Source organism: Caballeronia sp. LZ032 (assembly GCF_031451315.1).
In the GTDB taxonomy this organism is placed as follows: Bacteria; Pseudomonadota; Gammaproteobacteria; order Burkholderiales; family Burkholderiaceae; genus Caballeronia.
This window is the reverse complement of sequence record NZ_JARUXP010000001.1, coordinates 501,117-526,887: the sequence shown is the minus strand read 5'-3', so window position 1 is coordinate 526,887 and position 25,771 is coordinate 501,117. Positions and strand designations below refer to the sequence as shown.

The following is a 25,771-nucleotide window of genomic DNA, read 5'->3' as shown; positions in this document are numbered from 1 at the left end:
GGAAATCGATGAAATTCGCGCACGTCCTGACCTGCTTCGCGCTCGCGCTCGGCTTTTGCAATACCGCTTCCGCGCAGGCGGCGCGCGTGCCGGTCGTCGCGGCAGAAAACTTCTACGGCGACGTGATCCGCCAGCTCGGCGGCGACCACGTTCAGGTGACGAGCATCCTCAGCAATCCGGACGAAGACCCGCACTTGTTCGAGGCCAGCCCGAAAACCGCACGCGCGTTGCAGCATGCGTCGCTCGTCGTGTACAACGGCGCGGACTACGATCCATGGATGGACAAGCTGCTCGCGGCATCGAAGAGCAACGACAAGCGCACGGTGATCGTCGCGGCGCAACTCGTCGGCAAGAAGGCCGGCGACAATCCGCACCTCTGGTATGACCCGGCGACCATGCCGGTCGTCGCGCGCGCGGTGAGCGCCTATCTCGTGAGCGCCGATCCGTCGCACAAGAGCGACTACGACGCCCGTCTCGCGACCTTCCTCGACTCGCTGAAGCCGATCGACGCCAGCGTCGCGCAACTGAAGGCGCACTACAAGGGCGTGCCCGTGACGGCCACGGAACCGGTGTTCGGCTATATGGCCGATGCCATCGGCTTCGAGATGCGTAACCTGCGCTTCCAGATGGCGTCGATGAACGAGACCGAACCGAGCCCCGCCGACATCGCCGCCTTCGAGAAGGACTTGCGCGAACGCCGCGTGCACGTGCTGATCTACAACAGCCAGGCCACCGGCGCGCTGACGAAGCGCCTGCTGGGCGTCGCCAAGGACGCGCACGTGCCGAGCATCAGCGTGACGGAAACGCTGCCGGCGAAGAAGACCTACCAGCAATGGATGCAGTCGCAACTCAACGCACTCGCGGGCGCGCTGCAAGGATGGCAGCAATGAATGCAGCACGACCCGCGCTCGAAGTCGAACACGTCACGCTGGAACTCGGCGGTCGCGAGATCCTGAACGACGCGAGCTTCACGGTCCACAACGGCGAGTTCATCGGCGTGCTCGGACCGAACGGCGCGGGCAAGACCACGTTGATGCGCGCGCTGCTCGGCCTCGTGCCGTTGAAGAGCGGTGCGATCCGCGTCAACGGCGAGGCCGTGGTGCGCGGCAATGCGTCGATCGGCTATATGCCGCAGATCCGCAGCGGTCTCGCCAACCGCCGCGTGCTGGGCCGCGATTTCGTCGCGATGGCCGCGGACGGGCATCGCTGGGGCCTGCCGCATCGCGATGCGCGCGTGCGTGCCGAAGTCGAGCGCGTGCTCGACCTGGTCGGCGCACGGCAGCTTGCGTCGCGGCCGCTGTCGGAACTGTCGGGCGGCGAGCGGCAGCGCCTGCTGCTCGCGCAATGCCTGCTCGGCAATCCGCGTCTCCTGCTGCTCGACGAACCGCTCATCAGCCTCGATCCACGGCATCAGACCGGCGTGGTGGAACTGGTGCGGCGCGTGCAGCGCGAACTGAACATCACGGTGCTGTTTTCGGCGCACGAACTCAATCCGCTGCTGAACTCGCTTGACCGCGTGCTCTATCTCGGCAGCGGCCGCGCGGCGCTCGGCACCGTCGACGAGGTCATCTCGAAGCCGGTGCTGTCACGGCTGTACGGCTCGCCGATCGACGTGATGCGGGTGAACGGGCGCATCTTCGTGATGTCGGGCGATGTCGAGATCGACAAGCTCGATCACGCCCACGAGGAAGACGGCGAACACACGCACGATCATGACCACGGGCACGGGCATGGCCATGCGCATCATCATGAGCACGCCGGCGCTCAGGGCAAGAAGGGAAGCCACACGCACAATGTTTGAATACGACTTCATGGTGAATGCATTCGCGGCGTCGGGAATCGTCGCGGTGCTGGCGGGCATCGTCGGCTATTTTCTGGTGATGCGCGGGCAGACCTTCGCGGGCCACGCGCTCTCGCACGTCGGCTTCACCGGCGCGACCGGCGCGGTGCTGATCGGCATGCCGCCGCTCTGGGGCATGGTCGGCTTCACGCTCGCGGCAGGCATCGGCATGGGCGCGCTCGGCGAAAAGCTCTCCGGCCGCGACGTGGCGATCGGCGTGATTCTCTCGTTGTCGCTGGGCTTCGGCCTGCTGTTCCTGCACTTCTTCACCGCCTATGCCACCCAGGCCACCGCGCTTCTGTTCGGCAACGTGCTCGGCGTCAGCCATGACACGCTGATCGTACTGCTCGGTCTCGCGCTGGTGAGTCTCGCGGCGCTGGCGTTCATCATGCGGCCGCTGATGTTCGCGTCGCTGCAACCGGAACTGGCCGAGGCCAAGGGCGTGTCGCTGCGGCTCGTGTCGGTGCTGTTTCTTGCGATCACCGCGCTCGCAGTGGCAGCGTGTACGCAGATCGTGGGCGTGTTGCTGGTATTCGCGCTGATGGTCGGTCCGGCCGCTGCCGCGCAGAACGTCACGACGCGGCTGTCGTCAGGGCTGTTGCTGGCCGCCGCGTTCGCGCTCGGGCAGGCGTGGCTCGGGCTGACGCTCGCCTACTACACCGACTGGCCGACGAGCTTCTGGATCACCATGCTCGCCGCCGTCGTCTATGGCGCGAGTCTGATCGGACGGCGCGGCGACTGAGTTCTCTCGCCGGCGCCGTCCTGCAAACTCACTTGCACAACACCCGCGCGTGATGCGCGACATGCTCGCCAACGAAGGTCGAGATGAAGAAGTAGCCGTGATCGTAGCCTTCGTGCCGCCGGACGTTCACCGTGTGTCCGGCTTCACGCGCATTGCGCTCGAACACGTCGGGATGCAACTGTTCGGCGAGGAACTGATCCGCCAGCCCCTGATCGATCAGGATGCCGCCCTCGAAGCGCGCGGCCGCATCGCCCTTGATGAGCTCGCTCGCGTCATACTGCTTCCACGCCTCGCGATCGTCGCCGAGGTAGCCGGAAAACGCCTTCACGCCCCACGGACACTGCGACGGCGCCGCGATGGGCGCGAACGCCGACACGCTGCGATAGATGTCCGGATTGCGCAACGCCAGCACGAGCGCGCCGTGCCCGCCCATCGAATGACCGAAGATGCCGATGCGGTCCTCGCGCACCGGCAGTTCCGCGATCACCGTCTTGCGCAATTCCTGCGTCACATACGAGTCCATCCGGTAGTGCTTCGACCATGGCTCGCGCGTCGCATCGACATAGAAGCCCGCTCCCGCGCCGAAGTCCCACGCGTCCTTCTCGCCGGGAATGTCGGCGCCGCGCGGCGACGTATCCGGCGCGATCAGCGCAATGCCGTGCTCCGCGGCGTAACGCTGCGCGCCCGCCTTGATCGGAAAGGTTTCTTCGGTGCAGGTCAGGCCGGCGAGGTAGAACAGCGCCGGCACCTTGCCCGACGCGGCCTGCTTCGGCAGGAAGACCGAGAAGCGCATCGGCAGGCCGATGCTTCGGGCGTCGTGCTTGTAGATGCGCTGCACGCCGTCGAAACAGCGGTGCTCTTCCACGAGTTCCAGCATGAAGGCCTCCGGGTTCAGTAGACCACGACCGAGCGGATCGACTCGCCTTTCTTCATCAGGTCGAAGCCGTCGTTGATCTGCTCGAGCTTGAGATGGTGGGTGATCAGGTCGTCGATATTGATCTTGCCTTCCATGTACCAGTCGACGATCTTCGGCACGTCGGTACGCCCGCGTGCGCCGCCGAACGCCGAACCTTTCCACTCGCGGCCCGTGACCAGCTGGAACGGCCGCGTGCTGATTTCCTGCCCGGCCGCCGCCACGCCGATGATGAACGACTGGCCCCAGCCCTTGTGCGTGCATTCGAGCGCCTGGCGCATCAACGTCGTGTTGCCGACGCATTCGAACGAATAGTCCGCGCCGCCGTCGGTCAACTGCATGATGTGATCGACGACGTTCTCCACTTCCTTCGGGTTGATGAAGTGCGTCATGCCGAACTTCTTCGCCAGCTCGATGCGGCCCGGATTGATATCGACGCCGATGATCTTGTCCGCGCCGACCATCTTCGCGCCCTGGATCACGTTCAGTCCGATGCCGCCCAGCCCGAACACGACGACGTTCGCGCCCGCCTCGACCTTCGCCGAATACACCACCGCGCCGACGCCCGTGGTCACACCGCAGCCGATGTAGCAGATCTTGTCGAACGGCGCGTCTTCACGCACCTTGGCCACCGCGATTTCTGGCACGACGATGTAGTTCGAGAACGTCGACGTGCCCATGTAGTGGAACAGCGGCTTGCCGTCGAGCGAGAAACGCGAAGTGGCATCGGGCATCAGGCCCTTGCCCTGGGTCGCGCGGATCTTCTGGCAGAGATTGGTCTTGCGCGACAGGCAGAATTTGCACTCGCGGCATTCCGGCGTGTAGAGGGGAATGACGTGATCGCCCTTGCGCAGCGTGCCGACGCCCGGTCCGACATCGACGACCACGCCCGCGCCCTCGTGCCCGAGGATCGCCGGGAAAATGCCTTCCGGGTCCGCGCCCGACAGCGTGTAGTAGTCGGTATGGCAGATGCCGGTTGCCTTCACTTCGATCAGCACCTCACCGGCGCGCGGACCTTCGAGATCGACCTCTTCGATCGTCAGCGGCTTGCCTGCTTCCCATGCGATTGCGGCTTTCGTCTTCATCGTTCAGCTCCTCGGTTTTGATTGGCGGATTCGGTTCAGCGCACGACGTTCAAGACTTCGTAGCATGCGCCCATCGTGTGATAGTCGGTCTTGCCGGCGGGACTCTTTTCGTCGCTGTACTGGCGGTTGTCGCGCGTCAGGATGCGATACCACGCGCCCCACTTGTGATCGACGAAATGCTCCCAGGAATAGGCCCACAGGCGGTCGTAATCGTTCCAGTAGCGCGCGGCGAGCGTCGTGTCGCCCGCGCTGCGCGCGTGCTCCGCGAGCAGCGCCGCCGCCGCGAGCGATTCCGCCTGCACCCAGAAATACTTGTCCTCGTCGTAGAACTGGCCTTCGGGGTCGAAGCCATAGACCATGCCGCCGTGCTCGTGATCCCACGAGCGCTCCAGCGCCCGGTCGAACAGGTCGCGCGCGCGCACGGCATGCCAGGCTTCCGGACGATGCCGGTCGAGGATCAGCAGCAGCTTCGCCCATTCGGTCTGGTGTCCCGGCTGGAAACCCCACGGCCGGAAGATGTTGCTGCGGTCGCCCTTGTTGTAGTCCCAGTCGACGGACCAGTCCGGCTTGTAGTGCTCCCACACGAGCCCGCCCGCGAGCGCCGCCTGACGGTTCACCATGTTGTCGGCGAGCAGCGCGGCGCGGTCGAGATAGCGCGCGGCGCCGGTGGCCTCGAACGCGGCGAGCAGCGCCTCGCAGGTGTGCATGTTGGCGTTCTGGCCGCGATACTCCGACACTTCCCAGTCCGCGCTCGCCTCGTCCTTGTAGAGACCATGCGGCGCGTCCCAGAAGCGGGCTTCCATCAGGTCCCAGGTTTCGTCGAGATAGGCGCGCGCCTCGTCGACGCCGGCTTCGACCGCCTTCGCATACGCGAGCATGACGAACGCCAGTCCGTAGCAATGATTGGTCGCGTCCGTCACCTCACGGCCGTTCAGCGTCCACGCGTAGCCGCCCGTCTGCGGATTGCGGTGAAACTCGCGCAGATAGTCGATGCCATGCACCACGCCGCCGCGATATTCGTCCATGCCCCAATGCTTCCAGGCCATCGCGTAGTTGAAGACGAAGCGCGTGCTCGACACCAGATGCCGCGAGGTGCGGTCGTAGATCGTGCCGTCGTTCTTGTAGTAGTGGAAAAAGCCGCCCGCCGGGTCCATGCAGTGCGGGTGATAGAAGGTCATCGTGCGCAGCACGTGGTCCAGCAGGAAGGCGCGCGAACGGAAGTCAGGATGGGACGGCGAAGGTGCGGGCATGGCGGATTCCGGAGTGAGCTGGACGATAGCGGGCATCATGCGCCGCTCATATGAAGCGTCGCTTCATGATGCGCGGCGCGCGTTGCATCGGCTTCGAGGGTACGCAAGTTTAAGCGCTCTCGCGGCGGACCGTGAACCCGCCGTCGGACCGCGTGTCCGGATCGAGGACGCGCAGGAAGCGTTCGTCGAGCGACAAACCGGCGATGTAAAGCGCATCGATTCCAGGAAAAACCATGGGACGGCGGAGCGAAAAAAGGCCTTAGGGAAAACGCGCAAAACGGGGGTTTACCCCTGCGCCGCGCGACCCGCGTCAAAAATCGACTATACGCACGGGGTAATGCACATCATAACGAGCACCGCAGGAAGTGCGCCTTGCACGACCCGACGAATTTCCCTTGCAATGCGCCAAACCCCTTGTAGCCGGGACCTGCGCACGTTTGCGTCCGCGCCGCCGCGCCCGATCCATATCGGCGGGCGAACGCGACGTATAGCGCCGCGTGGTCTTGTTCATGCATTTTGATGCACTTAACGTGGAGGCCATTCTTGTTAGAAGGCAATAAAGGAGAGAGACATGGCATCAAGTTCGGTGAATCCGTCCGTGCATCCGTGCGACGAGCGGCTGCCTGCCGGTCAGTTGCTGACCCTCGGCATCCAGCACGTGCTCGTCATGTACGCCGGCGCGGTCGCGGTGCCGCTGATCCTCGGCGCCGCAATGGGCTTGCCGAAGGACCAGGTCGCGTTCCTCATCAGCGCTGACCTGTTCTCCTGCGGCGTCGCGACGCTGATCCAGACGCTCGGCCTGTGGATCTTCGGCATCCGCCTGCCGGTCATCATGGGCTGCACCTTCGCCGCGGTCGGCCCGATGGTCGCCATCGGCACGAATCCCTCGCTCGGCATTCTCGATGTCTTCGGCTCGACCATCGCGGCCGGCGTGATCGGCATCCTGCTCGCGCCGATGATCGGCAAGCTGCTGCGCTTCTTCCCGCCGGTCGTGGTGGGCACGGTCATCGCGGTGATCGGGCTCTCGCTGATGGGCGTCGGCATCAACTGGGCGGCGGGCGGCGTCGGCAATCCCGACTACGGCAACCCGGTGTTCCTGCTGCTCTCGCTCGTCGTGCTCTCGCTGATCCTGCTCATCAACAAGTTCGCGCGCGGCTTCATCGCCAATATCTCGGTGCTGCTCGGGATCGTCGCGGGCTTCGTCATCGCCGCGCTGCTCGGCCGCGTCAACATGGACGGCGTGGCCCATGCGCCGTGGGTCGGCATCGTGCTGCCGTTCCACTTCGGCCTGCCGCATTTCGATCCGCTCTCCGTCGCGACGATGGTCATCGTCATGTTCGTCACGTTCATCGAGTCGACCGGCATGTTTCTCGCGGTCGGCGATCTGGTCGAACGTCCCGTCGATCAGAAGTCGCTGGTGCGCGGACTGCGCGTCGATGGCCTGGGCACGCTGATCGGCGGCATCTTCAACTCGTTCCCGCATACGTCGTTTTCGCAGAATGTCGGGCTGATCGGCGTGACCGGCGTGAAGAGCCGCTTCGTCTGCGCGACCGGCGGCGTCATCCTGGTCGTGCTCGGCCTGTTCCCGAAGATGGCACAGGTCGTGGCTTCCGTGCCGCCGTTCGTGCTGGGCGGCGCGGGCATCGTGATGTTCGGCATGGTCGCGGCAAACGGCATCAAGACGCTGTCGCGCGTGGACTTCTCGACCAATCATCACAACCTGTTCATCGTCGCGGTCAGCGTGGGCATGGGCATGGTGCCGGTCGTCGCGCCGAAGTTCTTTACCCAACTGCCGCACGCGCTCGAACCGATCCTCCACAGCGGCATTCTGCTGGCCTCGGTGACGGCGGTGATTCTGAACATCGTGTTCAATGGCGTGCGCAAGGAACGCGAGGCGCGGCGCGAGATCCGCGAAGCCGCGCACGATTTCGATGGCGCGGCGCACGCAGGCGACGCGCATTGATGATGGAGTAGTCCCAGGAAGTGCTTGCGTTGAGCGCCGCGACGAAAGTTGCGGCGTTTTTTTTTGTGTGCTCGCGTGACCCGCAGGCGTAGCGCGGCGTGTAAGCGGCAGGCGCCTCACGACGCCTGCGCCCATCACGAACTCGCGTCCGCCGGACGCGGCGCGTCTCCCGTCTTCTCAATCCACCCGCCGCCGAGCGCCTGATACAAACTCACCAGATTCGCCAGCCGCTGTGTGCGCGCGGAAACGAGCGTCTGCTGCGCGGCATAGAGATCCTGCTGCGCCGTCAGCACGTTCAGATAGCCATCGACACCTTGCCGGAAGCGCAGCGTCGAAAGATCCAGACGACGCTGCTGCGCAGCCGTATCGCGCTCGAGCGCCGCGATCTGCTGATCGAAGGTGCCGCGCGCGGCCAGACCGTCGGCGACGTCGCGGAACGCCGACTGGATGGTTTTCTCGTAGCGCGCCACCTCGATGCGCTTGCTGACGTTCGCCAGGTCCAGGTTCGCGACGTTCTGGCCGCCCGAGAAGATCGGCAGGGTGATGGTCGGCGCAAAGCTCCACGCCGCCGAGCCCGGCTTGAACAGCCCGCCGAGCGACGGACTCAGCGTACCGAAGCTGCCGGTCAGCGAGATGCTCGGAAAGAACGCCGCGCGCGCCGCGCCGATGTTCGCATTGGCGGCAACCAGGTTCTGCTCCGCCTCCATGATGTCCGGACGTCGCAGCAACAGGTCCGACGGCAGTCCCGCCGGCAGGTCGGTCAGCATCGGCTGGCGAGCGAGCGGCTGACCTTCCGGAAGATCGTCCGGCACGGGTTCGCCGAGCAGCAGCGCGAGCGCGTTCACCGCCTGGGCCCGCGCGCGTTCCTGCGCCTGCAGATTGGCCGCCGCGGTTTCCATCACGGTTTGCGACTGGCTCAAATCCAGCTCAGACGCCGTGCCGTTGTCGAACTGCAGCTTGACGATGCCGAACGAATCGCCCGCGCTCTTCAGTGTCTGGCGCGTGACGGCGAGGAGATCGTCGGCTTGCAGCACTTGCAGGTATTGCGTCGCCACCTGTCCGACCAGCGAAATCTCGGCCGCCTTGCGTGCATAGGCAGTCGCGAAATAGGTGGCGAGCGCCTGGTCCTTCAGGCTCTGCACGCGGCCGAACAGGTCAATTTCCCACGACGCGTTCAGGCCCACGGAGTAGCTGTTCTGGATCGTCTGGTTGGCGAACGCGAGATCCTGCGGCGTGCGCTGCTTCGTCTGTCCGCCCTGCGCGCTCACCGACGGCAGCAGCCCGGCGCGGGCGATGCGGTATTGCGCCTGCGCCGCCTGCACGTTCAGCACCGCGACGCGCAGATCGCGGTTGTTGCGCAAGGCGATGTCGATGAGTTGCTGCAAGCGGACATCGATGAAGAAATCGCGCCAGCCGACATCGGCGGCGGGCGTGGCGGACGCGTTTTGTGCAGCCTGCGCCGCATATACGCCATCGGCGGGATAGCCCGCGGGCACCGGCGACGCCGGCTGCGCGTACTTGGGCGCGAGCGTGCAGCCGCCGGCAAGCCACGCGATGGCGGCGGCAATCAAGGTCAGTCTCAGCATGTCAGTGTCCCTCCTTTGCCGGCTTCCGCGCGGCGCTTCTGGTCGTAGTGCGCGAGCGCGGCTTGCGGGTCCTCCTTGTCGCCGCCGAAGCGCGAACGCACGACGACGAAGAACATCGGCACCATGAAAATGGCCAGGAAGGTCGCGGTGAGCATGCCGCCGATCACGCCCGTGCCGATCGCGTGCTGGCTGCCCGAGCCCGCGCCGTTGCTGATGGCGAGCGGCAGCGTGCCGAGAATGAAGGCCAGCGAGGTCATCAGGATGGGCCGCAGACGCAGGCGCGCCGCTTCCATCGCTGCTTCGACCGGACCCATCTTCTGGGTGAGCTGCAGGTCGCGCGCGAATTCCACAATCAGGATGGCGTTCTTCGCCGACAGCCCCACCGTGGTCAGCAGGCCGACCTGGAAGAACACGTCGTTTTCCAGACCGCGCAGCGACACGGCAAACAACGCGCCGATCACGCCGAGCGGCACGACCATGATCACGGCGAACGGCACCGACCAGCTCTCGTACAGCGCCGCGAGACACAGGAACACGACGAGGATCGAGATGCCGTACAGCACGGGCGCCTGCGAGCCCGACTGGATCTGCTGATAGGACAGCCCGGTCCATTCGAAGCCGATGCCCGCCGGCAGCTTCGCCGCGAGCGCTTCCATGGCGGTCATGGCCTGCCCGGTGGATTTGCCGGGCGCGGCAACGCCCTGGATCTCGATCGACGAACGGCCGTTGTAGCGTTCGAGCTTCGGCGAGCCGTAGCTCCAGTTGCCGGTTGCGAACGACGAGAACGGCACCATCGCGCCCGACGCATTGCGCACGTACCAGCTGTCGATGTTCTCCGGCGCCATGCGGAACGGCGCATCGCCTTGCAGGTAGACCTTCTTGATGCGGCTGTCGGTATCGAGGAAGTTATTGACGTACTTCGACGCCCACGCAATCGAGAAGGTCTGGTCGATCGCCGACGGATCCACGCCCTGCGAAAGCGCCTTCTGGCGGTCGATGTTGACGCGGAACTGCGCGGTATCGTTGAGGCCATTCGGACGCACCTGCGCCAGCGACGGATCCTTCGCCGCCATGCCGAGCAACATCGCGCGCGCCTGCATCAGCTTCTCGTGACCGAGACCCGCGCGATCCTGCAACTCGAAGTCGAAGCCCGCCGCCGTGCCGAGTTCCGGAATGGACGGCGGATTCACCGGGAACACCAGCGCATTCTTGTAGCCGGCGAAGTGCCCGAAGGTCCGGCCGACCAGCGCCTGCACCTTCTCCTTCGCGCCGGTGCGCTTGGCGAAGTCCTTCAGGCGCACGAACACGAGGCCCGCATTCTGGCCGCGGCCCGCGAAGCTGTAGCCGTTCACGGTGAAGGCTGATTCGACGATCGCGCCTTCCTGCTTGAGCAGATAGCCCGAGACGTCGTCGAGCGCGCGCTGCGTCAGTTCCTGCGTGGAGCCGGCTGGCGTCGCGACGAGCACGAACATCGTTCCCTGGTCCTCGTCGGGCAGGAAGGCTTTCGGCAGCCGCGCGAACAGCAGCGCGACCGCCGCGATGATCACCAGATAGACGATCATGAAGCGGCCCGAGCGGCGGATCACCTGATACACGCCGTCGTGATACTTCTCCTGGCTGCGAGCGAACACGCGGTTGAACCAGCCGAAGAAGCCGGTGGTCTTCGGCCCGTGTCCCGGCGGCAGCGGCTTCAGGAGCGTGGCGCACAGCGCCGGCGTGAGGATCATCGCCGTGAGCACGGAGAGGCCCATGGAGGCCACGATCGTCAGCGAGAACTGCCGGTAGATGGCGCCCACCGAGCCGCCCGAGAACGCCACCGGCACGAACACCGCCGCCAGCACCAGCGCCACGCCGACCAGCGCGCCGGTGATCTGGCTCATCGCGCGGCGCGTGGCCTCCTTCGGTCCGAGACCCTCCTCGGTCATCACCCGCTCGACGTTCTCCACCACGACGATCGCGTCATCCACCAGCAGGCCGATGGCGAGCACCATGCCGAACATCGACAGCGTGTTGATCGAGAAGCCCGCCGCCGACATGATCGCGAAGGTGCCGAGCAGCACCACCGGCACGGCAAGCGTGGGGATCAGCGTGGCGCGCAGGTTCTGCAGGAACAGGTACATCACGAGGAACACCAGCACGATGGCCTCGAACAGCGTCTTCACCACCTCGCTGATGGACTGTCTGACGAACGGCGTCATGTCGTAGGGATACTCGACGACCAGCCCCGGCGGGAAGAACTTCGAGAGCTCGTCGATCTTCGCGCGCACGGCGTTGGCGGTGGCCAGCGCGTTCGCGCCGGTCGCCAACTGGATGCCGAAGCCGGCGGCCGGCTTGCCGTTGTAGCGCGTCTCGAAGATGTAGTTCTCACCGCCCAGGCCCACGCGCGCGACGTCCTTGATGCGCACCTGCGAGCCGTCCTGGTTCACCTTCAGCAGCACGTTGCCGAACTGCTCGGGCGTGCGCAGCAGCGTGGCTTCCGTGATGGTCGCCTGCATCGCCTGGCCGGGCACGGCGGGCGTGCCGCCCAGTTGCCCCGCCGCGACCTGCACGTTCTGCGTCTGCAGCGCGTTCTGCACATCGACCGGCGTGAGGCTGTACTGCGTCAGCTTGTTCGGGTCGAGCCAGATGCGCATCGCGTATTGCGTGCCGAACAGCGTCACCGTGCCGACGCCGTTGAGACGGCTCACCGGGTCCTGCACGTTCGACGCCACGTAGTTCGCGAGGTCCTCGCGGCTCATGCTGCCGTCCTTCGACACGAACGCGAGCACCAGCAGGAAGCTGCTGCTCGACTTCGACACGCTGGTGCCCAGTTGCTGCACGACCTGCGGCAGGTTAGGCGTAGCCAGTTGCAAGCGGTTCTGCACCTGCACCTGTGCGATGTCGGCATTGGTGCCGGCGGCGAAGGTCAGCGTCACGGTGGCGGTGCCGCTGTCGTCGGAGGTGGAGGACAGGTACAGCAGATGGTCGAGACCGCTCATCTGCTGCTCGATCACCTGTGTCACCGTGTTTTCAACGGTCTGGGCCGAGGCGCCCGGATAGGTGGCGGAAATCTGGATGGCGGGCGGTGCGATCGTCGGATACTGCGCGACCGGCAAGGTCGCGACCGACGCCGCGCCCGCCAGCATCAGGATGATGGAGATCACCCACGCGAAAATCGGGCGATCGATGAAGAAATTGGCCATGGCGCGTGTCTCCCTTCCTTACGCACCACCGGCGCCGGAACCGCCGGAAGCGGCAACCGGCGTTGCGGCGGACGCGCCCGGCAGATGCGCCGGCTGCGTCTTCACCGTCATGCCGGGACGCACCTTGTCGATGCCCTCGACGATCACGCGCTCACCCGGCTGCAGCCCGCTGTCGACGATCCAGTTCTGTCCGTAGGTGCCGCCGGTGACGAGCGGACGCAGCGTGACCTTCTCGTCGCGGCCGACGACCAGCGCCTGCGCCCCGCCCTTCTGGTCGTGCGACACGCCCTGCACGGGCACGACCAGCGCGTTCGGATTCACGCCTTCCTCGATGCGCGCGCGCACGAACATGCCCGGCAGCAGCACGCGGTCCTTGTTCTCGAACATCGCGCGCACGGTCACGGAGCCGGTGGACGGGTCCACGGTGACGTCGCTGAATTGCAGCTTGCCCTGCTCGGGGTACACGCAGCCGTCTTCCAGGATCAAGCTCACTTTCGCCGCGTTCGGGCCATGGGTGGCGAGCCGCCCTTCCTGGATCTGCCGGCGCAGCCTGAGACCGTCGATGCTCGACTGGGTCAGGTCCACGTACATGGGGTCGAGCTGCTGGACCGTCACCATCAACGTGGCTTGGGCGGCCTGCACATAGGCGCCCGGCGTGACCTGCGAGATGCCGGCCTGGCCCGTGACGGGCGCGACGACATCGGTATAGCCGAGGTTGATCTGCGCGGCGTCGATCGCGGCCCGTGCCGATGCGACATCCGCCGCGGCCTGCGACTGCGCGGCGACGGCGTTGTCGTAGTCCTGCCGGCTGACCGCGTTCGATGCAACCAGCACCTTGTAGCGCGTGGCCTGCGCGGTGGTCGAGTCGAGATTGGCGCGCGCCTTCGCGAGCGACGCCCGGGCGTTGTTCAACTGCACGATGTATGGCGCCGGATCGATCTTGTACAGACGCTGCCCGGCCTTGACGACGCTGCCTTCGGTGAACTCGCGGCGCAGCACGATGCCGTCGACGCGCGCCCGCACCTGGGCGTCGAGGTAGGCGCTGGTGCGCCCGGTCAGTTCGGTCGAGACGGGCACCGTGACGGGCGCCAGCGTGACGACGCCGACTTCCGGCGTGTGCGGCGTCATCGCGGGACGCTTTTCCCCGCAGGCGGCGGTCAGCATGGCGACCGTCGCGACACCGATGAAGCGATATGGAATCCGTGTGAGACGCATGGAACGCGAACCTCTTTGATGACTGAAATTGAAATGACGCAGGGCACCCAGGGGCACCCGCGGGCACCCGCGAGGACCCGCGCGTGCGCAGCCACGCGCGCCGGACACGATGGCCGTGCGCACGCTGTGCAAGATGCGATGCGAGGGCCGCTCAGGCAGCCCCGATGGTGGGAATCACTGGCACTTCGGACTGGACCTCGCGCTGGAAAGGCGCCGTGCAGAGCGCCGCGCGTCGTGTCGGAAAGCGGATCGGAATATTTCGGGATGACTAATCTTTTTGCTTGCTCGCATCGCGGGATTTCAGCGTTTCGATACAGCCCGCCGCGTTGTTTCGACTGGCGCTCAACACACGCCGACGACCCCACGGACAGGCCACAGAGACTGACGCAGTAGTTGCTGCGGCAAGCAATTGATTATAGTGAGCGCGCGCGTTCAGTCCGCCCGATCATCGGGCAGATCCGTCAACGTTTGTCGTTGCTTGTTGAATTTCAACAAACGCTGTCATCGCCGGCCCGTTATGGGCGAAAAAAAGCCCGGCGCAAGGCCGGGCTTCATTGCATCGAGCGGAACGGAAGGCGTCAGCCCGCCGGCGCCGAGGCCGGCTGCGGCGCGCTCTGCGAACCGTAGTCCACGGGCGCGTCCGCGGGGCGCGGGGCATCGCCGGAATGCTCGATCCAGCCGCCGCCGAGATACTGATACAGATCGACGAGGTTGGTCAGGCGATTCAAACGCGCCGTAATCAGCAGCTGTTGCGCCGAGTAAAGGTCGGTCTGCGCCGTCAGCACCGTCAAATAGCTGTCCACGCCGTTGCGGTAACGCAGGTCGGACAACTCCAGCCGGCGGCTTTGCGATTGCACGAAACGCTCGAGCGACTTGATCTGCTCGTCGTAGGTGCCGCGCGCCGCCAGACCGTCCGCCACTTCGCGGAAGGCCGTCTGGATCGCCTTTTCGTAGTTCGCGATCTCGACACGCTTCTGGATGTTCGCCAGATCCAGGTTCGCCACGTTCTGACCGCCTTCGAAGATCGGCAGATCGATCGTCGGCGCGAACGACCACGCGGCGGAGCCCGGCTTGAACAGACCGCCGAGGCTCGGCGAGAGCGTGCCGAAACTGCCCGTCAGCGACACCTTCGGGAAGAACGCCGCGCGCGCCGCGCCGATGTTCGCGTTCGCCGCGAGCAGCGACTGCTCGGCGGCCGCGATATCCGGACGACGCGTCAGCAGATCCGACGGCAAGCCCGCCGGGATGTCCGAGAGCAGGTTCTGCGTGTCGAGCGGCATGCCCTTCGGCAGCCCTTCCGGCAGCGGTTCGCCGACCAGCAGCACGAGCGCGTTCTCGGCCTGGGCGCGCAGACGCGCCTGGGCCTGCAGATTCGCCTGCGCCTGCTGCACGACGCCTTCCGACTGGCGCAGGTCGAGTTCCGAACCCGTGCCGTTGTCGAACTGCAGCTTCGTGATGCGATACGACTCCTGCGCCGTCTTCAGCGTGTTCTGCGTGACAACGAGCTGATCGTCGTAGGCGAGCATCGTCAGATACTGGTCCGCCACCGAGGACACCAGCGAGATCTCCGCCGCCTTGCGCGATTCCGCCGTCGACAGATACTGCGCCAGCGCCTGGTCCTTCAGGCTCTGTATGCGGCCGAAGAAGTCGATTTCCCACGAGGCGTTCAGACCCACGCTGTAGGTATTCGAGATCGTCTGGTCGAAGAACGACAGGTTCCTCGGCGTGCGCTGCTTGCTTTGCGACGCAGCCGCATCGAGCGTCGGGAACAGGCCCGCGCGCGTGATGCGGTATTGCGCCTGCGCGGCCTGCACGTTCAGCACCGACACGCGCAGGTCACGGTTGTTCTTCAGCGCGAGCGCGACGATCTGCTGCAGTCGTGCGTCGGCGAAGAAGTCGCGCCAGCCGATCTCCGGCGCGCTCTGGCCGTTGGCCGTGCGGCCGTTGCTCGCCGTGGAGTTCGCGTCGGGCTGGGTCGCATAGACGCCGCCCTGCGGGAACTCCTGCGTGACCGGCGCGGCCGGGCGCTCGTATTTCGGCGCCATGGTGCAGCCGGCGGCGAACAGCGCCACGGCGGCCGCGATCAAGGAATGTTTAAGCATCTCAATGTCCTTCCTTATTCGATGCATCCGGGCCGTGCGAGTCGCCATGCGGACCATCGAAACCGCCCGAACCCGGCGAGGCCACATCCTTGCTCTTGCTGAACTTCGAGATCACGACGAAGAACATCGGGATCATGAAGATGGCAAGGAAGGTCGCGGTCAGCATCCCGCCGATCACGCCCGTGCCGATCGCGTGCTGGCTCGCCGAACCCGCGCCGTTGCTGATCGCGAGCGGCATCACGCCGAGAATGAACGCGAGCGAGGTCATCAGGATCGGGCGCAGCCGCAGCCGTGCCGCTTCCATCGCCGCTTCCACGGTCGACATGCCCTGCATGCGCAACTCCCGCGCGAATTCCACGATCAGAATCGCGTTCTTCGCCGACAGACCCACCGTCGTCAACAGGCCGACCTGGAAGAACACGTCGTTCTCCAGCCCGCGCAGCGTCGCGGCAAGCAGCGCGCCGAGCACGCCCAGCGGCACCACCATGATGACCGAGAACGGGATCGACCAGCTTTCATACAGCGCCGCGAGACACAGGAACACGACGAGGATCGAGATGCCGTACAGGATCGGCGCCTGCGAACCCGACTGGCGTTCCTGATACGACAGGCCCGTCCACTCGTAGCCGATACCCGCCGGCAGCTTCGCCGCGATCGCTTCCATCGCCGTCATGGCCTGGCCGGTCGACTTGCCCGCCGCGGCCGCGCCCTGGATTTCCATCGCCGAGATACCGTTGTAACGCTCGAGCTTCGGCGAACCGTAGATCCATTCGCCGGTCCCGAATGCGCCGAACGGCACCATGGTTCCGGAGGCATTGCGCACGTACCACTTGTTCAGGTCGTCCGGCGTCATGCGGAACTGGGCATCGCCCTGCACGTAGACCTTCTTGATCCGGTTGTCGACGTCGAGGAAGTTGTTCACGTACTGCGACGCCCAGGCAATCGAGAAAGTCTGGTCGATGTCCGTCACCGCCACGCCCAGCGCGTTCGCCTTCTCCCGGTCGACGTTCACCTTGAACTGCGGCGTGTCGTTCAGGCCGTTCGGACGCACCTGCGCGAGCATCGGGTCCTTCGCCGCCATGCCGAGCAGCATGTTGCGCGCTTCCATCAGCTTCGCGTGCCCCATCCCCGCGCGATCCTGCAGCTCGAAGTCGAAGCCCGCCGCCGTGCCGAGTTCGGGAATCGAAGGCGGATTGACCGGGAAGATCATCGCGTCCTTGTAGGGCGCGAAGTGCATGAACATCCGCCCGACCAGCGCCTGCACCTTCTGGTCGCTGTGCTGGCGGTCCGCGTAGTCCTTCATCCGCACGAACACGAGACCGGAGTTCTGGCCGCGGCCCGCGAACGAGAAGCCGTTCACCGTGAACACCGACTCGACGATCGACTTCTCGTCCTTCAGCAGATAGTCCTGCACGTCCTTCAGCACGTGCGCGGTGTACTCCTGCGTGGAACCGGCCGGCGCCTGCACGAGCACGAACATCGTGCCCTGGTCTTCATCGGGCAGGAACGACTTCGGCAGACGCAGGAACAGCATGCCCACCGCGACGATCACCACGATATAGATGATCAGCCAGCGGCCCGAGCGCCGGATCACGTGCTGCACGCCCTTGTGATACTTGTCCTGGCTCTTGTTGAAGTTGCGGTTGAACCAGCCGAAGAAACCCTTCTTCTCGCCCGTGTGCCCTTCCGGATGCGGCTTCAGGATCGTCGCGCACAGCGCCGGCGTCAGCACCAGCGCGACCATCACGGACAGCACCATCGCGGCCACGATCGTCAGCGAGAACTGCCGGTAGATCGCGCCCACCGAGCCGCCCGAGAACGCCACCGGCACGAACACCGCCGACAGCACCAGCGCCACGCCGATCAGCGCGCCGGTGATCTGGTCCATCGCCTTGCGGGTGGCCTCGCGTGGAGACAAGTGCTCCTCGGACATCACCCGCTCGACGTTCTCCACGACCACGATCGCATCGTCCACCAGCAGGCCGATGGCGAGCACGAGGCCGAACATCGACAGCACATTGATGGAGAAGCCCACCGCCGACATGATCGCGAAGGTGCCGAGCAGCACCACCGGCACGGCGATGGTCGGGATGATCGTGGCCCGCAGGTTCTGCAGGAACAGATACATCACGAGGAACACCAGCACGATGCCTTCGATCAGCGTCTTGACCACTTCCTCGATCGACAGGCGCACGAACGGCGTCGTGTCATACGGATACTTGACGACGAGACCGTGCGGGAAGTACTTCGACAGCTCGTCGACCTTCGCGCGGACCGCCTTCGCCGTGGCCAGCGCGTTCGCGCCGGTGGCGAGCTGGATACCGAAGCCCGCCGTCGGCTGACCGTTGTACTTGGTGTCGAAGTTGTAGTTTTCGCCGCCGAGCTCGATGTGCGACACGTCCTTCAGGCGCACCTGCGAGCCGTCCTGGTTCACCTTCAGCAGGATGTCGCCGAACTGCTCGGGCGTGCGCAGCAGCGTGGCTTCCGTGATGGTTGCCTGCAACATCTGCCCCGGCACCGACGGCGTGCCGCCGAGCGCGCCCGCCGCCACCTGCACGTTCTGGTTGGTGATGGCGTTCTTCACGTCCACCGGCGTGAGCGAGTAGTTCGTGAGCTTGGTTGCATCGAGCCAGACGCGCATCGCGTACTGCGAGCCGAACAGCGTGGTGGTGCCGACGCCGTCGAGACGCGAGAGCGGATCCGCTATGTTCGACGCCACGTAGTTCGCGAGGTCGTACTTGTTCATGCTGCCGTCTTCGGACACGAAGGCGAGCACCAGCAGGAACGAAGAACTTGACTTCGTGACCTTGGTGCCGAGCTGCTGCACGACCTGCGGCAGGAGCGGCGTCGCGAGCTGCAGCTTGTTCTGCACCTGCACCTGCGCGATGTCGGGGTTGGTGCCCGCCGCGAAGGTCAGCGTGACGGTGGCCGTGCCCGAGTCATCGGAAGTCGACGACAGATACAGCAAGTGGTCGAGGCCGGTCATCTGCTGCTCGATCACCTGCGTCACGGTGTTTTCCACCGTGCTCGCCGATGCGCCCGGATACGACGCGCTGATCTGGATCGCGGGCGGCGCGATGGTCGGGTACTGTGCGACCGGCAGCGTGAAGATCGAGGCCATCCCCGCCAGCATCAGGATGATCGCGATCACCCACGCGAAGATAGGTCGATCGATAAAAAACTTTGCCATGTAACAGGCTCCCTTTTATTGCGCGCCTGACGCAGCGGAGGCGGCCGAGGCCGAAGCCGGCTGTGCGCCGCTGCCGTTTGCCGGAGCCGACGCGCCCTGCGTGCCTTGTGCGCCTTTTGCGCCTTGTGCATCGGACGCCGCCGGCGCCGATGCCGCCTGCGCACCGGATGCCGGATACGGGAACTGGGCGGCGACCGGCTTCACCTGCATGCCCGGCTTGGCCTTCTCGACACCGTTCACGATCACGCGGTCGCCCGGGTTCAGGCCGCTGTCGACCACCCAGTTGTTGCCGCTGGTGCCGCCGGTGACGAGCTGGCGCAGTTCGACCTTGTCGTCCTTGTTGACGACGAGCGCGGTCGGCGTGCCCTTCTGGTCATGCGTGATGCCGATCTGCGGCACGACCAGCGCGTGGTCGTTCATGCCTTCCTGGATGCGCGCGCGCACGAACATGCCCGGCAGCAGCACGCGGTCCTTGTTCTGGAAGATCGCGCGGATCGTGACCGAACCGGTGCTCTGGTCGACGCTCACGTCGGAGAACTGCAGCTTGCCCTGCTCGGTGTAGTTGCGGCCGTCCTCGAGCACCAGCGTGACCTTCGCGGCGTGGATGCCCTCGGTCTGCAGACGCCCTTCCTGGATCTGCCTGCGCAGCTTGAGACCCTCGACGCTCGACTGCGTCAGATCGACGTAGATCGGATCGAGTTGCTGCACGGTCGTGAGCAGCGTCGCGGCGCTCGCCTGCACGTACGCGCCCGGCGTCACCTGCGACAGGCCGGTGCGGCCGGAGATCGGCGAAAGCACGTCGGTGTAGCCGAGGTTGATCTGCGCGGTATCGACGGCCGCCTTGCCCGCCGCGACATCCGCGACGGCCTGGCCTTGGGTCGCCACGGCGTTGTCGTAGTCCTGCTTCGACACCGCGTTGGCCGCGACCAGCACCTTGTAGCGCTGCACCAGCGCGTTCTGCGTCGCGACGTTCGCCTGCGCCTTTGCAAGCGTGGCCTTGGCGTTGTTCAGCGCGGCGATGTAAGGCGCCGGATCGATCTTGTAGAGACGCTGGCCGGCCTTGACGTCGGAGCCTTCGGTGAATTCACGGCGCAGCACGATGCCGTCGACCCGCGCGCGCACTTGCGCGACCAGGAAAGCGCTGGTGCGGCCCGGCAGGTCGGCGACGACCGGCACGCTCGTCGGCTGGACGGTGACGATGCCGACTTCCGGCGTCTGCGGAGGAGGGGCTGACTGTTTTTGCCCGCACGCTGCCAGGAACATGGCAGCCGTCGCGGCGGTGATTAAGCGGAGTGGTACCCGTTCGACACGCATGGAGCGACCTCTGTCTAAGACTGAGAGTGAAGTGGGTGCGCGGCGGCCTTCCCCGGGCAATGCCGCGCACGAGCGTCGCAAGACGCTGACCAATAACCAACCAGTGAGACCAGTGAGCGCAACCGCCGGCCAGCGGCCGGGCTTTCACAATTCCGTGCGCGACGCTCGTGGAGCGCCGCCTCGAGGCCATGGACGGCCAGAACGGCAATCGAAATGAAAGCTAGGTTCGGATACTACTCGCGGTCTGCTACTTGGGCTATCGGTCGACGGGTGGTATTGTATATACATTCACGAATGAATGTAAAAAACTGTACGTGTTTCTCCTGATAAGCCGCGAGAGAAATCCGCTCGGGGAATCGATTACGTACGACAAACCTTCGACATCGCCGCGTTTCGTGCGCGGCTTTCATGGCAGCATCAGGAGCACACGGTCCACGGACCGGACGATATGGTCAGACGAACCAAGGAAGAAGCGCAGGCCACGCGCAATCGCGTTCTGGACGCGGCCGAGCGGGTCTTCTACGAAAAAGGCGTGTCGCGTACGACGCTCGCGGACATCGCGCAGGCGGCGGGCGTCACGCGCGGCGCAATCTACTGGCACTTCGCCAACAAGGGCGACCTCTTCAACGCGATGTTCGACCGCAGCCTGCTGCCGCTCGACGAACTCATCGAAGCCACGCTGGACGGCAAGGAAGAAGATCCGCTCGAGCGCCTGCGGGCTTTGTTCGTCTGGTGCATGCACAACATCACGACGGACGCGCAGCGCCGCCGCGTCTTCGACATCCTGTTCATGAAGTGTGAATTCGTCGAGGAGATGGGGCCGGTGCGCGAGCGCCATCAGAACAACATGCGCGACGGCATGGAGCGCATCGAGCGGGCGCTGCGCAATGCCGTCGACAAGCAGCAGTTGCCCGCCCGGCTCGACACCCGCCGCGCCACGACCATGCTGCACTGCCTCTTCACGGGCATCCTGCACGACTCGCTGATGTTGCCCGACCTCGTCGATCCGGAGCGCGATGCCGAAGCGCTCATCGACGCCAGCTTCGACGCTTTGCGCTCCAGCGCGGCCCTGCTGCTGCCGGCCAGCGCCTGAGGTCGCGTTACCTCGCGGCGCGCGCCCGCTGGTTCGACGCGTAGATGTTGTCGCGCGCGGGCGGCTCGCCGCTTTCCAGCGCGGCGAGCCACTCGGCGGTATCGAGCACGGCGGCGAAACGCGACTGCATCACCACCGTGAAGACCCGATGGATCTCCTCCGCGCTCGCCCTTCCCGCGCGGTTTTCGTAGGGCACGGCGCCGGTGGCGTCAGCGAGAAACTCCACGGCAAGGCCTGCATGCACCGCGTGCTTGACGGTGGAATCGTCGCAATTGTGGGTCATGTAGCCCGCGATCACGAGCGTGTCGATCTCACGGGCGCTCAGCCAGTCGGCGAGATCGGTGCCGGCGAATGCGCTCGGCAGCGACTTCTCGACGTAATGCGCGCGCGGCCGCGACGCCACCGTCTCGTGCAGGTCGGCCAGCGCGGAACCGCGCGCGAAGATGGGCGCGCTGGCAGGCGCAAAGTTCTGCACGACGACGACCGGCACGCCGTGCTTTTCGGCGGCATCCATCGCCCGGCCGATGTTGGCGAGCGACACGTTCACATCGGGATATTCGATCGGCAGATTGCCGGTGACGTACTCGTTCTGCACGTCGATGACGATCAGGGCGCGGCGCGGCATGTTCGGCTCCTCGGCGGATAAGCGCGGGTTGGACCGGCGCATTGTCGCCGATGCGTCCGATCGGCGCTCATGCGGCCTGCCTTACTGCAGCCCGACATACTGCGCCACGAACGCGAACAGCGCGACGCACACGAGCATCGCCGCCCAGGCCCAGGCAGGCAGGCCGAGCGGATGCGGATCATGCGAATGGTCGCGCTCGCGATGCCCGAACGCCTGACCATGCAGACGATGCCGCAGCACGCCGCTCGCGTGCGGGTCCGCGGCGAGGCTGCGTGTCGCGCCGGGGCGTCGCGACAATACCGTCGACATCGCGCCCGGGCGCAGGAACACGTGGCGTCGCGGCGTATCGCCGTCCGCCGCGCGCAGCGACGCAAAGCCGTGCTTCGCCCGCACCACTTCGCAGAATTCAGCGAAGAAATCGTCGGCGCCTTCGCGCAGCGCATTCTCGATCTGCCGCGGCGGCAGGCCCGCGAGCGGACCCGAAATCGTCGCCCAGACCGTGTATTCGATCCAGGTCGAACGGCCCTCGTCCTCCGGATTCAGCGTCACCGCGATCTGTCCGCGCAGCGAGCCCACGCCCTCTCCGCGCGCCTTGAAGCTCAGCGTGCGCGCGTAGCCGGCGCCCGCGTCTTCGTTGCCGCCGGTGGGCGCGCCTTCCTCGTGAGCCGCTTCACGCGTGCGCCCGGCCAGGTGCGCGCGAATCGCGTAACGCGCACGCAACGCGCCAAGCGGCACGATCAGCGTCAGCGCGTACTCGCCGCCCGGAGTGCGCGTGAAGGATTCGCAATTGTCGAGACTGGCGCGGACCAGCGCGAGATCGCCCAGCGCCTCCCGGACGTGATCCGGGTCGAGCGGAACGCGAAACGCATCGGTGACTTCCATGCAAGCCTCCGGGCCGGGAAACGCATGCGTCCGTTATCGCCGAGTGGATGGAAAGCTGTCTGTACGGATGCCCGCCTAGGACGTTTCGTCGATGCGATCGACACGTCCGTGATAGAACGCAAGATAGCCCTTGATCTTCGCTGCGGCGTCGAGCGGCGCCTCGTAACTCCAGGCGGCGTTTTCGACCGGACCGTCTTCTGTCAGCAGATGATAGTGCGTGGCCTCGCCCTTGAACGGGCAATGCGTCACGTGAATCGAGCGCTCCAGCCGCGCCATGTTCACGTCGGCGCGCGGGAAATAATGCACTTTGTCAGTGCCGCCTTCATGGAGCGTGAAAGAAGCGTGCGTATCGGCGTACGTGACGCCCTGATGGATCACGCGACAGCGCCGGCTGTTCGGCGTGATCTCGATGCGATGCGCCGCGTCATGTGCGTCGTTCAGTTCCGTGCCCATCGTGATGCGCCTCCTGCGTGGCGTCCGAAAACGAAAAAGCCACGAGCGCCCGCCTGCTGACCGACGCTCGTGACTTCATTATGGGACAAACTGCCCCGGCCGGGTGGCGCGCGTTTTCGACGGCCTGTCTCCCTCCTGCAGCTATCCCGGGCAGCTGTCCTGATCGCTTACTGAATGCTCCAGTGGAAGGCCGCCTTGGCCTTGCCCGGACCCGCCACGCTGACGGACTGCTTCTTTTCCTGATCCTTGTACTTCGCGTACACCGTATAGCTGCCCGGCGGCAGTTTTACGAGCATGTAAGGGCCCATCGATTCGGTGTTCAGCACCTCGCCGCCCTTCCCGCCGACGATGCGCACACGCACGCCCGAAAGGTAATCGGCGGTCGGTCCGGTGAAGCGCAGCGACAGCGGCCAGTGCGCCTGCTCGCGGATCAACGCGTGCGATTCGTCGAGCCCGACGCCGCCTGACGTGTAGGACACGTCGCCCTGCTGCTGGACTTGCGGCAGGCCGCCGCCGTTGGTATTGCCGGCGCTCGATTGATCGGCCGTGGTGCCGCCCGTGGTTGCGCCCGGAGTTTGCGCCCACGCGCCACCTGTCATGCCTGCGCCCAAGGCCGCCGTGAGCAGCGCAGCGGTGAGTTTGCCCGTGATTTTGCTCGTCATGTCTTGCTCCTTTTTGTCGATGTCGCGACGCCCGAAGACTGCACTGGTGTCATGGCGACGTCACGCCCGATGCGCCGGTTTCAACCGGTTTCACGCGATAGGGCACCGGGGAACAGGTGAGCATGCATCGTGCCCGCGGCGCGGACACGATGCTGGAGCGCGGGCTCAGCCGAGGTCGACCGGCACGAAGATCTGCGCGTTGTCGCGCTGGATCAGGAGCGCGATGCTGTCGCCGGCGTGCGACACCATGGTCTTCAACTGCTGCACCGACGTCACCGGCTGGCCGTTGACGGCCAGGATCACGTCGCCGGCCTGAATGCCCGCATTGGCCGCCGCGCCGTTCGATTGCTGCACGAGCAGCCCGCGCGAGAGCGAATCGCTCTGCTTTTCGTCCGGCGTGAGCGGCCGCACCGCGACGCCCAGGCGGGCATCCTGCGCACCGGCGTCGTCGTCGCCCTTGGTGTCCGCGCTGGCGGTCTTGGCGTCCTTCAGCGCGCCGATCGTGACGCTCAGGTCCTTCGATCCCTTGTCGCGCCACACCGTGACCTTCGCGGACGTGCCCGGCGCAAGGCCTGCGACCTGCGACGGCAGCGACGTCGAATCCGAGACGGCCACGCCGTTCAGCGCGGTGATCACGTCGCCCGGTTGCAGGCCGCCCTTCGCGGCCGGGCCGCCCGGTTCCACCGAGCTCACCAAGGCGCCTTGCGGCGACTTCATGCCGAACGAATTGGCCAGGGTCTGGTTCATGCCCTGCACCGTCACGCCGAGCCGGCCGCGATCGACGTGACCCGTCTTGATGAGCGCGTCCTTCACCTTGATGGCTTCGTTGATCGGGATCGCGAACGAAAGGCCCTGGAAGCCGCCGGTCTGCGAGTAGATCATCGAGTTGATGCCGATGACTTCGCCCTGCAAATTGAAGAGCGGTCCGCCCGAGTTGCCCGGGTTCACCGGCACGTCGGTCTGGATGAACGGCGTGTAGTTCTCGTTGGGCAACGCGCGCGACTTCGCGCTGATGATGCCCGAGGTCACGGTGTTGTCGAAACCGTACGGCGAGCCGATCGCCACGACCCACTGGCCGACCTTGCTGCCGTTCGGATCGCCGATCTTGACGGTGGGAAGGTTCTTCGCGTCGATCTTCAGCACGGCGACATCGGACTGCTTGTCCGCGCCGATGACTTTCGCGCGGTACTCGCGCTTGTCCGTGAGCTTGACGGTGACAATGTTGGCGTTGTCGACGACGTGCGCGTTCGTCAGGATGTAGCCGTCGCTCGACACGATGAAGCCGGATCCCAGTCCTTCGCTCGGACGATCGGCGCCCTGGCCGCCGTCGCCGCCGCCCATGCCGGGCACGCCGCCGAAGCGCTTGAAGAACTGATAGAAAGGATCGTCGGGATCCATCGGCACCTGGTTCATGTTGCGACGATTGGACGTCTGCTTCACGACATGCTTGGCGCTGATGTTCACGACGGCCGGGCCGTAAGTCTCCACGAGACCCGAGAAGTCGGGAATGCCGGTCTTGGCGGCGGCTTCGGCGGGCATCATGGCCGCGGAAGCCGGCGAAATCACCTGCGGAGCAGGCACGTTGTTATGGCCGGCCACATAGCCCGCTGACAAGGCGACGGCAACCGCCGCTGCAACGGCGCTACGGGTGAGGATCTTTGCGTTCATCGTGTG

General features: G+C 65.6%; 19 protein-coding genes. 5 read left to right on the top strand and 14 right to left on the bottom strand.

Translation table 11 applies throughout. From position 1 onward, the window contains the following. Window positions 1-8: 8 nt before the first annotated feature. Genes QCE69_RS02440 through QCE69_RS02430 form a run of 3 tightly spaced genes read left to right on the top strand, consistent with a single transcriptional unit; the run spans window position 9 to window position 2,582 of the window. A complete protein-coding gene (locus tag QCE69_RS02440) occupies window positions 9-890 on the top strand; it encodes a metal ABC transporter solute-binding protein (protein WP_309929282.1) in 882 nt (293 codons plus the stop codon). Next, on the top strand, window positions 887-1,801 hold the full coding sequence (locus QCE69_RS02435; RefSeq protein ID WP_309914065.1) for an ABC transporter ATP-binding protein: 915 nt from the start codon (window positions 887-889) through the stop codon (window positions 1,799-1,801). The genes QCE69_RS02440 and QCE69_RS02435 overlap by 4 nt, the downstream gene beginning before the upstream one ends. Continuing rightward, a complete protein-coding gene (locus QCE69_RS02430) occupies window positions 1,794-2,582 on the top strand; it encodes a metal ABC transporter permease (RefSeq protein ID WP_309914062.1) in 789 nt (262 codons plus the stop codon). Before QCE69_RS02435 ends, QCE69_RS02430 begins: the two co-directional genes overlap by 8 nt. Before the next feature lie 28 nt (window positions 2,583-2,610). Here QCE69_RS02430 and fghA read toward each other — a convergent pair whose 3' ends face one another. Genes fghA through QCE69_RS02415 form a run of 3 tightly spaced genes read right to left on the bottom strand, consistent with a single transcriptional unit; the run spans window position 2,611 to window position 5,830 of the window. Beyond that, window positions 2,611-3,459 carry an S-formylglutathione hydrolase gene (fghA, locus tag QCE69_RS02425; protein ID WP_309929280.1) on the bottom strand — a complete coding sequence of 283 codons (849 nt, stop codon included), beginning with the start codon at window positions 3,457-3,459 and terminating at the stop codon, window positions 2,611-2,613. 14 nt (window positions 3,460-3,473) lie between these two features. Next, window positions 3,474-4,580 carry an S-(hydroxymethyl)glutathione dehydrogenase/class III alcohol dehydrogenase gene (locus QCE69_RS02420; RefSeq protein WP_309929278.1) on the bottom strand — a complete coding sequence of 369 codons (1,107 nt, stop codon included), beginning with the start codon at window positions 4,578-4,580 and terminating at the stop codon, window positions 3,474-3,476. 35 nt (window positions 4,581-4,615) lie between these two features. Then, window positions 4,616-5,830, bottom strand: a complete 1,215-nt coding sequence (locus QCE69_RS02415) for an AGE family epimerase/isomerase (RefSeq protein ID WP_309929276.1) — start codon at window positions 5,828-5,830, stop codon at window positions 4,616-4,618. A 571-nt stretch (window positions 5,831-6,401) separates the two neighbouring features. On the opposite strand from QCE69_RS02415, the gene QCE69_RS02410 reads away from it, so the two are divergent. Further along, window positions 6,402-7,793, top strand: a complete 1,392-nt coding sequence (locus QCE69_RS02410; RefSeq protein WP_309807377.1) for a nucleobase:cation symporter-2 family protein — start codon at window positions 6,402-6,404, stop codon at window positions 7,791-7,793. A 134-nt stretch (window positions 7,794-7,927) separates the two neighbouring features. On the opposite strand, the gene QCE69_RS02405 is transcribed toward QCE69_RS02410, so the two are convergent. The 6 genes from QCE69_RS02405 to QCE69_RS02380 form a co-directional block, all read right to left on the bottom strand. Continuing rightward, window positions 7,928-9,379, bottom strand: coding sequence for an efflux transporter outer membrane subunit (locus QCE69_RS02405; protein WP_309929274.1), 1,452 nt, complete (start codon window positions 9,377-9,379; stop codon window positions 7,928-7,930). Beyond that, entirely contained in the window at window positions 9,373-12,561 is a 3,189-nt protein-coding gene (locus QCE69_RS02400) for an efflux RND transporter permease subunit (protein ID WP_309929271.1), read from the bottom strand. Before QCE69_RS02400 ends, QCE69_RS02405 begins: the two co-directional genes overlap by 7 nt. A gap of 18 nt (window positions 12,562-12,579) precedes the next feature. Then, window positions 12,580-13,776: an efflux RND transporter periplasmic adaptor subunit gene (locus QCE69_RS02395; RefSeq protein ID WP_309929269.1), complete on the bottom strand. Its 1,197-nt coding sequence runs from the start codon at window positions 13,774-13,776 to the stop codon at window positions 12,580-12,582. A gap of 578 nt (window positions 13,777-14,354) precedes the next feature. Further along, complete coding sequence (locus tag QCE69_RS02390; protein ID WP_309914039.1) at window positions 14,355-15,878, bottom strand: efflux transporter outer membrane subunit; 1,524 nt, start codon at window positions 15,876-15,878, stop codon at window positions 14,355-14,357. A gap of 1 nt (window position 15,879) precedes the next feature. Then, window positions 15,880-19,068, bottom strand: coding sequence for an efflux RND transporter permease subunit (locus QCE69_RS02385; RefSeq protein ID WP_309914036.1), 3,189 nt, complete (start codon window positions 19,066-19,068; stop codon window positions 15,880-15,882). Window positions 19,069-19,083: 15 nt separating this feature from the next. Further along, window positions 19,084-20,382 carry an efflux RND transporter periplasmic adaptor subunit gene (locus tag QCE69_RS02380; protein WP_309929267.1) on the bottom strand — a complete coding sequence of 433 codons (1,299 nt, stop codon included), beginning with the start codon at window positions 20,380-20,382 and terminating at the stop codon, window positions 19,084-19,086. A 448-nt stretch (window positions 20,383-20,830) separates the two neighbouring features. Between QCE69_RS02380 and QCE69_RS02375 the strand changes: the two genes are divergently transcribed. Continuing rightward, on the top strand, window positions 20,831-21,475 hold the full coding sequence (locus QCE69_RS02375) for a TetR family transcriptional regulator (protein ID WP_309914030.1): 645 nt from the start codon (window positions 20,831-20,833) through the stop codon (window positions 21,473-21,475). Between the two features lie 7 nt (window positions 21,476-21,482). Here QCE69_RS02375 and QCE69_RS02370 read toward each other — a convergent pair whose 3' ends face one another. The 5 genes from QCE69_RS02370 to QCE69_RS02350 all read right to left on the bottom strand — a co-directional run bounded on the left by QCE69_RS02370 (window position 21,483) and on the right by QCE69_RS02350 (window position 25,765). Beyond that, window positions 21,483-22,100, bottom strand: coding sequence for a cysteine hydrolase family protein (locus QCE69_RS02370; protein ID WP_309914028.1), 618 nt, complete (start codon window positions 22,098-22,100; stop codon window positions 21,483-21,485). Window positions 22,101-22,181: 81 nt separating this feature from the next. Further along, window positions 22,182-22,982 carry an SRPBCC domain-containing protein gene (locus QCE69_RS02365; RefSeq protein ID WP_309929264.1) on the bottom strand — a complete coding sequence of 267 codons (801 nt, stop codon included), beginning with the start codon at window positions 22,980-22,982 and terminating at the stop codon, window positions 22,182-22,184. 75 nt (window positions 22,983-23,057) lie between these two features. Next, window positions 23,058-23,435, bottom strand: coding sequence for a DUF427 domain-containing protein (locus QCE69_RS02360; protein WP_309914022.1), 378 nt, complete (start codon window positions 23,433-23,435; stop codon window positions 23,058-23,060). Between the two features lie 167 nt (window positions 23,436-23,602). After that, window positions 23,603-24,097, bottom strand: a complete 495-nt coding sequence (locus QCE69_RS02355) for a carboxypeptidase regulatory-like domain-containing protein (protein ID WP_309929262.1) — start codon at window positions 24,095-24,097, stop codon at window positions 23,603-23,605. A 165-nt stretch (window positions 24,098-24,262) separates the two neighbouring features. Beyond that, entirely contained in the window at window positions 24,263-25,765 is a 1,503-nt protein-coding gene (locus QCE69_RS02350) for a DegQ family serine endoprotease (protein WP_309914016.1), read from the bottom strand. Window positions 25,766-25,771: the final 6 nt, after the last annotated feature.

What these genes read in the sequence shown, in the direction of transcription:
- QCE69_RS02375 (WP_309914030.1), top strand. Translation starts at nt 20,831, where the DNA reads ATGGTCAGACGAACCAAGGAAGAAGCGCAGGCCACGCGCAATCGCGTT.
- QCE69_RS02400 (WP_309929271.1), bottom strand. Translation starts at nt 12,561, where the DNA reads ATGGCCAATTTCTTCATCGATCGCCCGATTTTCGCGTGGGTGATCTCC.
- QCE69_RS02405 (WP_309929274.1), bottom strand. Translation starts at nt 9,379, where the DNA reads ATGCTGAGACTGACCTTGATTGCCGCCGCCATCGCGTGGCTTGCCGGC.
- QCE69_RS02355 (WP_309929262.1), bottom strand. Translation starts at nt 24,097, where the DNA reads ATGACGAGCAAAATCACGGGCAAACTCACCGCTGCGCTGCTCACGGCG.
- QCE69_RS02350 (WP_309914016.1), bottom strand. Translation starts at nt 25,765, where the DNA reads ATGAACGCAAAGATCCTCACCCGTAGCGCCGTTGCAGCGGCGGTTGCC.
- QCE69_RS02410 (WP_309807377.1), top strand. Translation starts at nt 6,402, where the DNA reads ATGGCATCAAGTTCGGTGAATCCGTCCGTGCATCCGTGCGACGAGCGG.
- QCE69_RS02365 (WP_309929264.1), bottom strand. Translation starts at nt 22,982, where the DNA reads ATGGAAGTCACCGATGCGTTTCGCGTTCCGCTCGACCCGGATCACGTC.
- QCE69_RS02370 (WP_309914028.1), bottom strand. Translation starts at nt 22,100, where the DNA reads ATGCCGCGCCGCGCCCTGATCGTCATCGACGTGCAGAACGAGTACGTC.
- QCE69_RS02420 (WP_309929278.1), bottom strand. Translation starts at nt 4,580, where the DNA reads ATGAAGACGAAAGCCGCAATCGCATGGGAAGCAGGCAAGCCGCTGACG.
- QCE69_RS02395 (WP_309929269.1), bottom strand. Translation starts at nt 13,776, where the DNA reads ATGCGTCTCACACGGATTCCATATCGCTTCATCGGTGTCGCGACGGTC.
- QCE69_RS02435 (WP_309914065.1), top strand. Translation starts at nt 887, where the DNA reads ATGAATGCAGCACGACCCGCGCTCGAAGTCGAACACGTCACGCTGGAA.
- QCE69_RS02360 (WP_309914022.1), bottom strand. Translation starts at nt 23,435, where the DNA reads ATGGGCACGGAACTGAACGACGCACATGACGCGGCGCATCGCATCGAG.
- QCE69_RS02380 (WP_309929267.1), bottom strand. Translation starts at nt 20,382, where the DNA reads ATGCGTGTCGAACGGGTACCACTCCGCTTAATCACCGCCGCGACGGCT.
- QCE69_RS02390 (WP_309914039.1), bottom strand. Translation starts at nt 15,878, where the DNA reads ATGCTTAAACATTCCTTGATCGCGGCCGCCGTGGCGCTGTTCGCCGCC.
- fghA (WP_309929280.1), bottom strand. Translation starts at nt 3,459, where the DNA reads ATGCTGGAACTCGTGGAAGAGCACCGCTGTTTCGACGGCGTGCAGCGC.
- QCE69_RS02430 (WP_309914062.1), top strand. Translation starts at nt 1,794, where the DNA reads ATGTTTGAATACGACTTCATGGTGAATGCATTCGCGGCGTCGGGAATC.
- QCE69_RS02415 (WP_309929276.1), bottom strand. Translation starts at nt 5,830, where the DNA reads ATGCCCGCACCTTCGCCGTCCCATCCTGACTTCCGTTCGCGCGCCTTC.
- QCE69_RS02385 (WP_309914036.1), bottom strand. Translation starts at nt 19,068, where the DNA reads ATGGCAAAGTTTTTTATCGATCGACCTATCTTCGCGTGGGTGATCGCG.
- QCE69_RS02440 (WP_309929282.1), top strand. Translation starts at nt 9, where the DNA reads ATGAAATTCGCGCACGTCCTGACCTGCTTCGCGCTCGCGCTCGGCTTT.